Source organism: Cryobacterium sp. TMS1-13-1, from assembly GCF_004403125.1.
GTDB lineage: Bacteria > Actinomycetota > Actinomycetes > Actinomycetales > Microbacteriaceae > Cryobacterium > Cryobacterium levicorallinum.
In genome coordinates this window covers 1-14784 of sequence record NZ_SOGX01000022.1, presented here as the reverse complement: position 1 = coordinate 14784, position 14784 = coordinate 1, and the positions used below count along the sequence as shown (strand labels likewise).

7 protein-coding genes are annotated in these 14784 nt (G+C 67.6%); 1 reads left to right on the top strand and 6 read right to left on the bottom strand.

The window, feature by feature from the left end; all coding sequences use genetic code 11:
- The 6 genes from E3T31_RS17225 to E3T31_RS17200 form a co-directional block, all read right to left on the bottom strand.
- Positions 1-1491, bottom strand: coding sequence for a DUF5684 domain-containing protein (locus E3T31_RS17225; protein ID WP_134470623.1), 1491 nt, complete (start codon positions 1489-1491; stop codon positions 1-3).
- The gene (locus tag E3T31_RS17220; RefSeq protein ID WP_166788553.1) at positions 1492-4080 is read right to left on the bottom strand and encodes a transglutaminase-like domain-containing protein; all 2589 of its coding nucleotides are present in this window, start codon (positions 4078-4080) and stop codon (positions 1492-1494) included. It lies immediately after the preceding gene.
- A gap of 14 nt (positions 4081-4094) precedes the next feature.
- Positions 4095-5354, bottom strand: a complete 1260-nt coding sequence (locus tag E3T31_RS17215; protein ID WP_241978082.1) for a DUF58 domain-containing protein — start codon at positions 5352-5354, stop codon at positions 4095-4097.
- A gap of 125 nt (positions 5355-5479) precedes the next feature.
- Positions 5480-6445, bottom strand: coding sequence for a MoxR family ATPase (locus tag E3T31_RS17210; RefSeq protein ID WP_104131522.1), 966 nt, complete (start codon positions 6443-6445; stop codon positions 5480-5482).
- A 33-nt stretch (positions 6446-6478) separates the two neighbouring features.
- A complete protein-coding gene (locus tag E3T31_RS17205; protein ID WP_134470617.1) occupies positions 6479-12499 on the bottom strand; it encodes an Ig-like domain-containing protein in 6021 nt (2006 codons plus the stop codon).
- Positions 12499-13638: a serine/threonine-protein kinase gene (locus tag E3T31_RS17200; RefSeq protein WP_134470615.1), complete on the bottom strand. Its 1140-nt coding sequence runs from the start codon at positions 13636-13638 to the stop codon at positions 12499-12501. Before E3T31_RS17200 ends, E3T31_RS17205 begins: the two co-directional genes overlap by 1 nt.
- Positions 13639-14431: 793 nt before the next feature.
- Between E3T31_RS17200 and E3T31_RS17190 the strand changes: the two genes are divergently transcribed.
- Positions 14432-14784, top strand: a 353-nt coding sequence (locus tag E3T31_RS17190) for a hypothetical protein (protein ID WP_198417049.1), incomplete at its 3' end; no start/stop codon positions are given.

Here is a 14784-nt window from a genome sequence, read left to right as displayed (position 1 = left end):
TCAGGCCTCCAGGTAGATGCGGGCCGCGAGCTCCCCCAGCAAAAACCGCTCGGTCAACGACGCGCCCGCGCCCGCATCGAGCTCGCTCTCGTCGCCGGCGCCATCGATGAGCACGATGCCGTTGGTCGACTGCAGGTCGCGAATGCCCCAGGCCCCGTCAACGAAATCGAGGCGGGCGTGGGTCTTCGACACGGTCTTGCCGGGGTCCTGCAGCAAAACCAATTGCGCATCCGGATGTGCGCTGCCACGCGTAGGGTTGCGTCCGAGCAGCACCACCGGTTTGGTGAGCGAGACTTTCAGGCCGTGCTCGGTTTCCAGCGTCCATGGCTTCATGCGGCGCACGACGATCATGGTCTCGTCGAAGTCGTCGTCCTCCGCGGTCTCGGTCTCGGTCTCGGTCTCGGTGCGGTCAGTGGCGCTCGCGGCCGGGCTTGGGGCCGGGATTGAGGCCAGCGGAGCTACTGGTGCCGGGACGACCGGTATGGGCACGACCGGTGCCGGCCGGGCCCACGCGTTCGTCGTCGCGACCGCGTGGGCCGGCGGGGCGGCGAGGCGCGGGGCATCCGTTTCGGCCGGTTGCGCGGGCGCGGCGGGGGCGACCGGCGGCGCAACAAGTGGTGCATACGCGACCGGCGGAGCCAGCGGGGCAGGCGGGGCCGTGACGACCGGGGGCTCGGCCGGGAGCGTCGACGGCGACCTCACGTAGAACGGTGGCGGCCCAGTGGGCAGGCCACGCACGACCGGCGGCGCGGGCGTGGTCGGCGAAGTCGGCGAAGTAAATGGGGCGCGCGGCGGGGTCACGGCCGCGGGCACGACGGGTACCGGGGGCGTGGGCAGTGCGGCCGACAGCGGCGGCGACACAGGCGCGGGCGGCATCGGTGCAGCGAGCGGCGCGGGCACTGCAGCCGCATGCGACGGTGCCGCGGCCTGACGAACGGGATCCGGGGCCGCGGGCGGCGCGGACGCCGGGGACACCGCGCGCGCTGCGCGCGCTGCGGGCACTGCGGGAACCGGAGATGCGGGCGACACCGCAGGAACCGGCGACGAGACAGGCGCGGCCGGGCCCGTCAGCGGCGGCACCGGGGTGAACGGCACGTACCCGGTTGCGGCCGGTACCGGCAGCCAGCCGCTGTTGACGGACTTGCCGAATCCGAGCACGCCGGCCCAGATGGGGAAGGCGACCAGGTAGAGCAGGGTGAATCCGCCGCCGTGGCCGAGCCGTCGGTTGACGTTGTTGACCGCCAGGATGAAGACGATCAGGGCACCGATATCGACGACCGGGATGAACAATCCCACGACCCACAGGGTCGAATACCGACCGAGCTCAAACAGGGTGATGGTGTTGACGATCGGCACCCACGCCTTCCAGGCCTGTTCGCCGAGCTTGACGAAGACCTTGCCGAGGGCGATCGACGAAAACATATACAGGCCGAGGCCGAGTAGCACGGGCACCACGACGACGGCGATGACCGCTCCAGATGATTCATCCATTTACGATTTGCGGCCGCTGGTGCGCGGTCGCTCCCCCATTCTGCTGCTGGAGCGCCGGTTAGGGCGCACTGTGGTGACGTCTAGTCGAACTGTGCCGTGGCTGTGGTGTCGAAATCTGTGGTGTTGAAAACTGCGCGATCGGCCGGCATCCGCCAGTCGAGAGAAGGAGCGCAGCGAGAGGGCGGCACGCCAGCGGTCGCGCCTGGTGCCGCTCGCGGCCAGCCCGGCGCGCTCAGCGGTGACGAGCGCCCAGAAAGCGTCACTGTCGCTGGCAACCGGGGGCACTTCGCCGAACACGGCCTGGTCGGCCAGCGCCGCGAGCATCTTGCCGCCGGCCGACTGGTAGTGCCAGGCGATCTCGACCCGGGTCATGCTGCCCTGGTCGGCGAGGCCGCGGTCGACGGCGGCGTCGACGTATTCGTCCCAGCCGCCGGCGAACCGTGCTGACACGTCCGGCGCCCGCGCCCGGTCCCGGCGTCGCTTGAGCTTGGCGCCCAGAATGACCAGGAACGGTGTGCTCACCACGAGCAGGGCGGCGAGGCTGATGCCGCCGATCTTCAGGGCCGCGAACAGCCAGGCCAGGTCGGTGCCGGTGACCGGTTCTTCTTCCTGCTGGTCTTCGCCGCTGGTGGGGTTGGCCTCGGGGGCCCGCTGTTCGGTAGCTCCCTCGGGCAGCACCGTGGTGTTGTACTGCGGGTCGCGGGTGGCATCGTCGATTGGTGAGAGCGGGTTCTGAAACTGCGGGGTCGCGTCCACGGTGATCCAACCGCCGTCGACTCCGGCCACTTCGACCCAGGCCGCAAGGTTCTGGCCCGAGCAGACACCCTCGACGCAGGCCCCGGGTGCGCCAGTTACCGCGTCGGACGCCGCGAGGCTGAATCCCAGCACCACACGGGATTCAAACCCGAGGTGCTGGGCCAGCAGCGCGGTCGCCACGGCGAACTGTTCGTCATCGCCGACGGCGGCGACCAGCTGGGAGTTCTCGGTCGAGGTGGTGTTGTTCTGCTTCTCCAGCAGGGCGGTGAACAGGGCGTCGATGCGCGCGACCGAGTGGCCGGACAGGCTCGGCGAAAACTGGTAAGCACCGAGGTCAGCGGTCCAGGACTGCGCCGTTGGAGTGGTCAGTGCGTGGCTGAGATAGCCTCGCTCCCGCAGCCGGCTGACGAGTTCGGCCAGTCCGGCACCGTCACTGCTGACCTCCTGCGCGGTGACCCAATCGGCGAGGCTCGCCGGAATCAGCGACTCATCGATCAGTCTGGACGCAGCCGCCGGGCGGGCGAGACCGGCCAGATCCGTCGCATCCGCTTCGCTCGGGGCAATGATCGTGTAGCGGTCGCCGTTTTCGAGGGCATTCAGTTGAATACCGGATGCCGTCCCCGCGTTGTAAAAGAACCCGTCGTTCAGTTCCGCCGCGCGTTCGCCGGCAAAGCGGATGCTCGACAGCGCGTCGGTCCCCGGCATCCACACGCCCTGATACCCGCTGATCGCAAACGCGGTCGCCCGGCCGCCGCTGGCCGAGCCGCGGCTGTGGGGCACCCGGGCAAACGCGGTGTCCTGGTCGCTCACGCCCGATATAGGGTCGACGACCCGAAAGACCTCGCCGTCATAGTGACTGAGCACGGCCAGGCGCACCCGGCTCGCCGGGTCGCCCTCAGCAGAAGTCACCGTGAATAGCTCCTCGTCATACCGCTCGGCGCTGAAGAAACTGCGGTACTGGCTCAGCGGGCTGACGTACTCGCGCAGCTCGACGGCGGGGTCGATGCTGCTGCGCAGCACCTCGCGGGCCGGAGTCGACGCCACCGCCGACAGCCCGCCGAGCGACACTACGACGGCGAGTGCGAGCACGCCGAAGGCGAGGGCGCCGCGGCGCACCCGCCCGCCGAGGCCGCCAGGAGTGCGGCGCACCCCGGTCGTGCGGGCCGCCAAATTGAGGGCTTCGCTGCGGGCCAGGTGGGTGCGCCAGGCCAGAAAGCCGAAGCCGAGCAGCAGTGCGGCCAGGCCGATCAGGCTCTCCCGCGGTGCCGGAACGGTGAACCCGGCGACCGAAAGCGGCGCGCTCTCGGCGCCGGGCCCAAACACCAGCCCGAATAGTTGCACGGCGAAGATCAGGGGAACGGCGAGGGCGGAGCGTCGGCCGCCGCGCCAGGCGAGCGTCAGCGCCGCTGTCGTGCCGCCGAGAAACAGCACGAAGGCCGGAACCAGCAGGGTCTGGTATGACCCGACCGGCAGCGAAATGGTGACGAGTTCCTTCCAGCTGAACACCGTGGCGGCGACCAGGTCGAGCAGGCCGCCGAGCACGTTCGACGCGCTCGATAAGGCCGATGGCACCGCGAGCGGAACGCCCAGCAGCAGGTAGACGCCGAGGGTGGCCAGCAGCAGGCTGAACCAGGACCAGCCGCGGGCGCGAGCAAGCCAGGCCAGCAGTATGCCCGCCGCAATCGCTCCGGCCGCCATCACCAGGTAGCTGTTGTCCTGATAGATCGGCCAGGCCGCCCAGACGGCGACCAGCAGCATCAGCACCACGAACAGGGCATTGATCACGAGGGACCGTCGCTGGCTGGGTGCGCGGCGCGGCCGACGCGGGGGCATGGAACCGGGCGCACTCATGCGGCCCGCCGGCTCAGCAGGGAACGAAAGTCGTCGAGCACGCCGATGGTCAGCACGCTCGTGCCGGCCAGGTCGCGAAAGCTCGGCTGAGCTTTCGGGTCGCACAGAACGGCAACGACCCGCACGTTGCCGTCGAATTTGAGGGTGAGCGCCTGCAGCCGCCGGGCGGTCATGGCCCCGCCGCACACCACGAACGCGATCGACATATCGGGCACCACCTGGGCCGCGAGCAGACAGACGTCTTCAACGTTCATGGCCTGCGCGCTGGTCTCAATCGCGGTGAGGTCGTCGAGCAGGGTGCGGGTCGATACGACGCTCAAACTCCGCACCGAACGGATGCTGCTGCGCACGATATCGGGAATCTCCTCGCTCGCCACGACGGCCAGGTCCCGACCGTCGCGAATCGCGCGCACGCCGAGCGAACCGGTGGCGCTGACCGCCATCTCGAACTCGTCCTCGGAAGCGTATTCCGCCTGGTTCAGGCTCAGCACGATAGCTAGGCGCGAACGCCGGCTCTCCTCGAACTGGCGCACCATGAGATTGCCGGTCTTGGCGGTTGACTTCCAGTGGATGTGTCGCTGCCCGTCGCCCGGCGCGTACTCCCGAATGGCGTGAAACGAGATATCGGAGTCGACGATGTCACTCGTCGGGTTGCCCTCGAGGTCGCGCACGAATCCGGCGCTCGTGCTCGGAATCGACACGGTCACCGGGTGCACGAACAGGCGATTCACGTCGGCCCAGGCCACTTCGCGGCCGAGCACGCCGAGCGGGTCGCTGCGCACGGTCGTGACCGGGCCCACATCGATGATGCCGCGGCGGTACGCGGGCACGCGAACGTGTTCCTCGTGCACCTGACCGGCGCGCAGCAGCGGCACGTAGACATCCGCTAGCCCCCGGCCGATCGGAACGTCGACGCGACCGGGCAGTTCGAGCCGCTTGGAGATATTGGTGACGGTGAGGGTGCCGAGCACTTCGGAACCGGCCACGACCCGATCGACCGGCAGCGTGAAATCGACGCTGTAGGCGCGGCCACCGGCCAGAAACGGCAGTGAAATGAGGATGAGGGCGACCGCCACCCAGCCGATCACGATCAATTCGGTCCAGCCGAACGCCAGGCCGAGCGGCAGCAGCACGATCGCGGCCGTGACCACGACCCAGCCGGCCGGCGTGACCGTTTCGCCGACCCAGTCGACGGATGCCCGCACACCGATTCGCACAGCCCGCGCGGCCCGCATCCAGAGCACGACGGCGCCCACAAGGGTCAACGTCGTTGACCTATTCGTGCGCGTCGTGGCATACCGGGTGTGCGTTGCAGACCGGGTCTGGGTGCTGGTGCGCGCCAGATTTGATGTCTGGGAGCGCCGCGATTCAGTGTGAAAGCTCACGCCAGGTCGCTCCGACTGGGCGGCAGCACGTCGAGCAGAATCTGGCCGATAACGGCGCTCGCGGTGACGCCGTCGAACTCGGCCTCAGGGTCGAGCACCATCCGGTGGGCGAGCACCTGCTCGGCGAGCGCCTTCACGTCGTCGGGGGTTACGAAGCTGCGGCCGTGCGCGACGGCCCAGGTCTTCGCGGCCTTGGTAAGGGCACGGGCGCCACGCACGCTGACGCCCATACGCACCTGGCGAGCATTGCGGGTCGCCTCGACCAGGCGACCGATGTAGTCGTAGATAAGAGGGTTCACGAAGACGCCGCGGGCGATGTCGCTCATGCTCACGAGCGCCTGCGGGGTGATCACCGGCGCGAGGTCGTGCCGCACATCGGCGGTGCCCTCGAGAATACGAATGGTCGCGGCGAGGTCGGGGTAGCCGAGCGAGGCCTTCATCATGAAGCGGTCGAGCTGGGCTTCGGGCAGCCGGTAGGTGCCGGCGTGCTCGATCGGGTTCTGGGTGGCGATGACGAGAAACGGCACACCGGTGGAGCGGGTGACACCGTCGATGGTGACGTTGCCCTCCTCCATCGCTTCGAGCAGCGCCGACTGGGTTTTCGGGCTGGCCCGGTTGATCTCGTCGGCGAGCACGACATTGGCGAAGATCGGGCCGCTGTGAAACTCGAACTCGCCGGTCTTCTGGTCGTACACGGTGATGCCGGTCACGTCGCCGGGCAGCAGGTCTGGCGTGAACTGAATTCGGGTCGAGACGCCCTGCACGGTCTGTGACATGGCGCGGGCCAGCGAGGTCTTGCCGGTGCCTGGGTAGTCTTCGAGCAGCAGGTGGCCCTCGCTGACCATCGCGGTGAAGGCGAGTTCGATCACGTGGCGCTTGCCGAGGACGACGCGTTCAACGTTGTCGACCATCATCGTGAAGGTCGCGGCGAACCATTCGGACTGCTCCGGGGTGATTGTCATGGGTAGCTCTTTCAGTGTCACGGTTTATTGCTGTCACGGTGTTGTGGTGGTCGCCGCGGTGCACGCGACGGCGGTGATCGTCGTGGTACCTGAGACGTTTTCCAGGCCCGAGGTTTCGGGGGCGGTCCAGCTCAGGGTCCAGTTCACGTTTCTGGTCTGGGCGGCATCCAGGGGCACATTCTGGTCGCCGCCCACCCACATTCGGCCACCGTTGGGGTTGATGACGTCGTACTGCGCAGCGGTGACCACGCCCTCGGCGAGGCCGCTGTCCGTTGCGTCGACCGCGACGGAGAGCGTGCCGCCGATGACGCAGCCACTGTTGTCGAGGCCGTTCACCGCGAACCTGACCTGCCAGGCGCGCGCGGCGTCGGCTGCTTCCACCGTCGACCAATCGCTGCACAGGGTGGAATCGGCCTCGGTGCAGTACCGCACGCGAATACGCGGGTCGGCGCCGAACACCGTCGAGCCCCTGACGACGTCGAAGTTCTCGAAGTCGACCACGAAATCGGTCGGCACGGTCGTCGACGATGTGGGAGCGGTGATGAGGTATTGGCCGTCAACCGGCGCCGCCAGGCCGTAGGTGTATTCCCCGTTGCCCGGGGCGGGCGGCGGCTCCCAGGTGGTGATCGAATCGGCAGCGGCCGTGGCGACCCCGTAGCCGTTGGAGTAGCAGACCGTCACGAAATATTCCGTGTGTTTGGTCAGACCGTCGATTTCGCGGTCTTTCGAGGTGGCTGCGGCGCCGGCCGAGGTCAGGCCGGTCGCGGTGAGTCGGCAAGTCGCGCCCTCGGTGAGTGAGGCGACGTAGAGAAATTCTTCCGGCAGGGTGCTGAAGTTCTTCTCGAAGCGCGCCTGGGCCACGGTGATCGACCGGTTCTGCGAGCTCAGCACACCGGCACTGGTGATGGCGGGCGATCCGGCCACGAGCACCGTCTGCGACGTCGTCTCCTCGGTCGGGCCGCTTCCGGCGGGCTGCTCGTCCCGGCTCAGCGGGGTCACGGTGATGTTCTGGTCGCCGACCTCGAGCGCGAGGGTGAGCTCGGTCGTTCCGTGACCGGGCGAAGCGACTCGTTGTTCGACCCCGTTGATGCTGTACCGATTGGTGGACCGGTCATTGTTTTCGATGGTCACGGTCACAGCGCCGGTGCCGGCGCTCGTCACATCTTCGTCGAAGACTGGCTCAGCCGTGAGCGTTCCCATGCCGGGGGTGTCATAGGACCAGGCCGTGACGCTGACCGCACTGCGAGATTCGCCGACGGCGTTCACGGCCTTGGCCTCGTAGCGGTCCTTCAGACCGTTTTCGGTCGTTCGAATCACACCGCAGTCGCCCGAAACATCACAGCGACCGACCGAAGCCCCATTGCGGTACAGGGTGAATCCCGTGAGCTTCGGGTAGGTGGAGTTCGCGCCGCCGGGGCTGACGGAAAGGGTGATCGACTCGTCGCCGTAGGCGATCTGGGTGACCGCGTTCGGCGCCTTGGGGTAACCCTGCAGGTCGACCGTGATCGACCCGTTGCGGCTGCCGGCGCTGAGCTTGCCCTGGGCATCCCGCACCACAAAACTGGCCTCGCAGACCCCGCCGGCGGTATCACCAGACCAGGAGGCCCGCACGCTGCGGGTGTTCTCCACCGCGAAGGAGACGCCGACGCAGGTGCTCGGCGCCGCGACCGACACCAGTACAAGCGGCGTGTTGCGGTACAGGTTGACCTCGCCGGCCACGCCGACGACGGCGATCGAGCAGCTCGAGCCGGAGGACTGCGAACAGGTCATCGCCACCGTACCGCCCTTGGGCAACTCGCTCGGCGCCGGGCCGACTTTGAGCGCGAGCAGGGCCGGCTCGGCGTCGCGGTGGCTGGCGAGGCTCACCGTCACGGCCGCCTCACGGCCGGCCACGGCGTTGTCCGCGACGGAGATCGTGAGAATGGCACCGTCCTGCGTCACGGTGAACTGGTCGGAGACGATCTCGGTCGCGAAGGTCAGCGCCGGTACCGCTCCCTTACCCTGCCAGTCGACCATGTGGCTGAGGTCGTAACGAATGTCGTCGGCGCCCGGGCTTTGGGTCAGTGCCGCTGGGCGCAGGGTCGGCTGCGGGTCAAGCGGTTCAACGACGATCGGCACGACCAGCTGGGTGTAATCCTCCTGGCCGTCGATGCGCACCGGCACGGTGCACGAGTCGCTCCAGGGGGCATCGGATCCGGCCGTGTAGGTGACGCTCCTTCCGCCCTCGAAAGTGCAGCTCGCGTTCACGCGTTCCCCAGACGAACGGATGCCGGCGCGCTCCAGTTGCAGCTCGGTCCCGGCCGGAATCGACACCAGGCTGGCCAGGTCGAAGGTGACGGAGGCGTCTTCGCGCACGTTCTGCTCCACGTTGCCCTTTTTGAGCGCGAGGATGATGGCATCCGCTGAAGGAATGCGCAGGAACCCGTAGGTGGTGACTTCGACACCCTGAAAGTTCAGCCCGGTGAGGGAGAACGGGGCGAGGAGTCCCTCGTCGGGGACCTCGCCGCTGATCTTCCAGCCGGAGACCGTGAGGCCGGGGTGGTCGCCCCACAGTGCGAGGGTCAGGCCCCCGACGTCGCCGGAGTTCCAGGAGACTTTGCCGGTCACGACGTCGATGCCTGTCGGGAACGAGTCGCGGTCGTCGAGAGCGACGGTCGTGTCGATGACGATGGGAAAGTCAGGAACGGAGGCGCGCACCACCTTCACAACGATGAGGCCCTGGCCGACGTCTTCGTTCGCGTTGGCGACGGAGTAGACGAAGGTGAGCAGTCCGGGGTCGTCGCCGGCGGTGAAGACCACCTGGTTGTCACTGACCTGCTCGATGCGCTGCTGCAGGGCGTCGTATTCGAGCGAGCCGGCCGTGGCGTCCGGCGTGACGCCGGTCAGGGTGAGGCGTCCGCCGCCGGGTTCGATGTCGTTGGCGGCGGGGTGCACAGACACCAGGTTGTCGGCACCGACCTGCACCTCGACGTAGTCACTGAAGGTGATCGGGCTCGGGTTGGAGCGCTGGTCGAGCACACCGATGCGTACTAGGGCGATGCCGGTGGCGCCGCTGGCATCGCGCACCCGGTATTGGAATTCGATGGCGCCGTGGTAGTCGAGCGGGCTCGAATAGACAATGGCGTTGCCGGTGGCGTTGACCCCGGCGGTTCCGCGCGCCGGTTGGGTCAGTACCCGGTCGAGCACGACGGTGTCGCCGTCCGGGTCGATGCCGAAGCTGTCGAACGGAATCTCGATGCTCTCCCCCGACAGCACCCGGCCGTAGAGGGTGTGCGGCTGTGGGGCGGTGTTGTCGCCCTCGGCGAGCACCTCGATCGAGACGACGGCCGAGTCGATCAATTCGGGGGCGCCGGCGACATAGACGCTGTAGCCGAGTTCATAGCTTCCCGGCTGGTCCGGCGCGAGGTAGCGCAGCGCGGCGCCGGCCGCGAAAGCGAGGCCTTGTTCGCTGCGGTTCTGCACCGACTCGGGATCAAGCATCACGATATTGCCGTCGGGCGCGACGTCGTTGGCGAGCACGGGAATGTCGATCTGCGCGCCGACCCGCACCGACACGCTGTCGTTCCTGGCGATCGGCGCCTGCGGCACTGACGCCGGAAGCAGGTAGACGGTGGCCTCGCCGCGCACGGTGTACAGCGGGTTTTCGGTGCCGTCAGAGACGGTGTAGCGCACGGTGCCGAGCTTGCCCGGCCGTTCGTCGGCGGTCGAGCCACGCACGCGCAACACGTTCTGGCCGACCACGTCGACGCTGAGCGACGCCCCGAACACGGTGTCGGGGATGGCTTCGCCGAGCAGCAGCACCCGCCCGGCCGGGTTGGAGACGGCGTTGAAGACGTCAACGCTCGTGTCCGCCTTTGGCCGCACGAAAACGGTCACCGGGGAGGTGGTGAGTGCCTGCGCATCCGCTGACACCACCGAAATGCGCACGAAAGAGACGACTTCGCTGGCGTCGTCGGCGATGGTGAGGCTGACCGTGTAGTTGCCTGGCATGGTGGCGACGAAGTCGAAGGAGGTTCCGTTGGCGGTGACGCCGACCGTGGATCCCTCGGAGCTGGTCGGGGTGGTCGCCGAATTGATGCGGTACAGGCCGGCTGCGCCGGAGACGTACTCGGCCGGGCTGACCGTGAGGCGTTCGTTCACCGAGGCGAGCAGTGCGAACGGTAGGGCCGTGAGCTGCGGGGTCGGCGTGACCGCGATCGTGAGCACCTTCTCGGCCGTGGCGCCGTGAATGTCGGAGACGCTCACCAGAATGGTTGCCGATTGCGCGGTCTGGTCGGCCGCGTTGGGGTGCTTGTAGACGAGCACCCCGGCCGGCGTCACGCTGACCGAGCCGACGTCGGTCGTGTTCACAACGGATGCGACGAAAATCGGATCCCCGTCGGGATCGACCCAGCCGGGCAGCACCGGAACGGTGACCGTACCGCCGGGTTGCACCTCGGGGCTCGGCCAGTCTTGCAGGCAGCCCTCGGTGCCGCACCATACCGGCGCGGCATTCATGTCGTCGCCGTGCACGGTCAGGGTGACCGTCGTGGTCGGCGAGTTGAGTCCGTCTGCGCGGGAACCGTCGGTGACGGCGTAGCTGAACGTGGCCGAGCCGCGAGCGCCGGCGGCGACCTGCACTGCGATGGCCTGGTTCGAGTCGGTGACGCTGACCGTACCGAAATTGGGGTCAAGCCCGGTCACCGAGGCCGGCAGCACGCTGAGCACGTCGTCGTTGGCGTCGTGGTCGTTGAGCAGCACGGGAAGCAGGGCGAGTTGGTCGCTGCGTACCCCGAAGGCATCGGCAACCGCCACGGGAGCCTTGGGCTCGACCACCTCTGAGGCTTCCTCCACGTCGTCTTGGCGCTGCGGTTCTTCAGCGGCGGCGAGGGTCCAGTCCTGGGAACTCTCGACCAGGGCGCCGCCCGGAACGGTCCACACCCATCCGCTCCGGGAGTCGTTGAGAATCATGAGGGAGTCGTTGGACCGAAACGCGGGGGCTGCGTCCCCGTTCGGTGTGGCCGTGCCGTAGCTGAGCGTCGTTTCGCCGGCGCTTTCGCTGAACAGAGTGCCGCCGGCGCCGGAGGACGGCAGCCAGGCCGCGTAGCGCTCGCCGTTAAAAGGGGTCGGTACGGCCGGGGCCCCGAGCACAGTCTCAAAATCGCCGACCAGTTCGGTGCGGGCACCGTCAGCCAGCGCAAAGGAAACCAGGCCGGTCTGGTCGGCCACGAGCACGCCGTCGGAACCGCGCAGGTCGTCGGTGCTGCTCGGGCGCTGCAGCACGGCCAGCTCGCTCAGATTCGTCTCGACCGGTTCGTCCTGGCCGGCCAGCCAGAGTTCGTCGCCGGCCACGCTGAGCAGCGCCCAGGTATCGCCGACGACGCTCAGTTGGGTGCCTGGCTCGGTCGGACCGTCGGTGACGGTGTCATCACCCAGAATTTCGTCGTCCACTATGGAATAGCGCAGCACGCTGCTTGCCGCGCTGGAGTAGCTGTAGAGCACGCCGTCGGGGGTGATCGCGACGGCGTCGGAGACGTAGGAGCGGTCGGTTTCGCCCTCGATAATCTCGTCGTCGGCGTAGGGGTTGACCGGGCGCGGGGACTCGGCCGCGCCGACCGCGCCGGCGAACACCGCTCCGGTGCTCGTGAGGTAGCCGACCCAGGCCCCCGATGAGACGACGGTGCGGGTACCGGCCGGGGTCACGTCGTAGTCGGCGGTGTCGTCGCCGAGGTCGATCGGCGCGGCGAGGCTCACGTCGACGACTTTTTCGTTGTTCTGCGCGTAGAGCAGCACGGTCGCGTCGGTCTGCACCAATTCGCTCGGCGCCGGCACGGTTTTCACGGTGTCCAGTTCGAGCAGGTCGGTGTTGATGCGGGCGTACCGGTTGCCGTCGCCGCTCTGCAGCGCCCAGATCGAGCTCGCGTGCACCGGAGTCTGCTTCACGTCGAAACCGTCGACGACGATGGCCACCGTGGCCAGCAACGCACCGATCGCGGCCACCGCCATAATGCGAATAATGCCGCGACGCTTCTTCGATATCACCGGGAATCGGCGGCGGGTGCGTGGCCCGGCCACTAGATCAGCCCAACGAGAAACAGGGCGCCGAACGTCGCGCCACCACCGACGACGACCGCCCCGACCAGAAGCAGGGCGAGGGCCACCGGGCGCAGGCGCGTTCGGCGGGGGCCGTCGACGTCGGTCAGCGTGCCCTCCCGCGTTTGTGAGGCCGGGCGACGGGTGCCCCGGCCGGGGCGCAGCGACGCGATGACCACGTCGGAGACGACCGGGCCACGCGCCTCCAGGTTATTGAAATCGACGGGCACGCCAGCGGATGCCCACGCTTCGTCCGCCACTTCGAGCGCGGTGATCGGCAGCCCCAGGTCGCGCTGCACCCGCTGCAAATCGTGGGCGCACTCGAGCAGGCTCGCCTGGCGGCTGGCCGGGTCGCGACTCATCATGCGGGCGAGGATGGTTTCGAGAGCGGGGGGAACATCCGCTCGCCCGATGCTCGTGTATTTGGCCCGGCTGATGCGTTGTTTTAACTGTGCGCGCGATCCGGCGGATCCGGTGGGCAGGTCGAACGGGGCCCGATCGGCCAGCAGCGAGTAGAGCGTGGCGCCGAACGACCAGACTTCGGTGGCGACGGTACCGGTCGTGCGTTCGTCGACAACCTCTGGAGCGCTCCACGGCAGCGACATGGCGAACAGTTCGCCCGGGCCGCCGCCGGCCAGGGAGGCGGCGATACCGAAGTCACCGAGCACCGGACCGCCGAAGGTCGTGGTGAGAATGTTAGACGGTTTGATGTCTCGGTGCAGCACCTTGGAGCGGTGTGCGGTTTCGAGGGCGCAGGCGATTTTGACCGCGACGCCCAGCACCGTCGCCAGGGGCAGCGGCGCAGCGCGCTCACGCGAGGAGTATGAGCCGGGGCAGAATTCCATCACGAGATAGGGGCGGCCGTCGGCCGAGATGCTTGCGTTGTAGACGGTGAGAATAGACGGATGCGAGCTGAGCCTGGCCATGACATCGGCTTCGGCATTGAATGAGCGCAATACGTCATCGTCGACGATGTCCCGCAGCAGCACTTTGACGGCCACGGAGCGGCGCGGCATGTTCTGTTCGAACAGAAAGACGTCGGCGAATCCGCCGGTGCCGAGCGGGCGCACGTAGCTGTAGCCCGACAAAACGGGCGGAACAGAGGGAAGTCGCCTGCCCATTGCTCCCCCCGACCTGCGTTGTTTCTGTCGTGCAACCTTGTGCTGGTCTAAGGTTCAAGCTTAACCACGGCGCCCGATCCCGACACCCACAAGGGGACATGGTACACCCCCACAATGGGGGTGTAAAATTTGAGCGGGGGAGGCCACAGATCGCTTGACCGGGCGCTAGCCGCGGATAGCGTTGCCGAGCTCGGTGTCCGCGTTGCCGAGTGCGTCGGCGGCGGCGGTGAGGAACTGACTCATGCCGTCGCGGCCGTTGACCGCGACGGGTCATGCCCTGCGTGAACGAGTCATACGCGGTCTGGAAAGCACCCAAAGCCGAGTCCGTCACGAAGCCGGAACCGACCAGATTGTTCACGAGCGTCTGCAGCTCGGTCAGCTTGGTGATGAGGTCTTCCTTGCCGGAACTGAGTCGACCAGCGGCATCCGTCATGTCGGACTAGGTCACATTGCGATTGGCCACGGTGTCCCCCCAACTTGTTTGAGCCCGAAGGGTGCGTGTGGTCCTGACCTAATGGCAATACCCCGGACGGGTCGAATAGGGGTGCACTCACCGTCCACTGCCCTCGCTGGACGCTAGCTGCACGAAGTCGGGGTGCTGGCTACCTGCGAGACCCTCCCGCTTCCGTTGGTTGAGCTTGCCGAGACCGCCATGGACTGGCCTGAGCCGGTCTCGAGAACGCACGGTCTGCCCGAATGCATATTNGGTCTGCCCGAATGCATATTCGCACATAAATCCAAACATATCTGAGAATCTCTCGACTTGGGCCTCGGGTTTTGGTACACTTCTTCTATGAGCCAGAGCGGCGACACTCCCCAGCCGGGCCGTGTCGATCCGTTCTTCGCGGCTCACGGCTACTTGCCGTCCACACCCGAAGAGCGTGCCGAGTTCGAGGTGTTCTGGGCGCAGTGTCAGGCTGATTGGCGCTTTGAAATTGCCGAGGGGCTCGGAGAATTCGCCCCGTATGAGGTCACCGACCCCGTCGGCCCGGAACTGGTCGATCTGGAACCGGTCAGCCCGGCACCAGTCAGCCCGGCACCAGTGAGCCCGGCACCAGTGAGCCTGGCGGCTGACCGCCCAGAGCTGATTGACGGCCCGACCATTCCGGCCGACCTCGACCTGTCCGAGGTGTTCGCCGCGGTGCC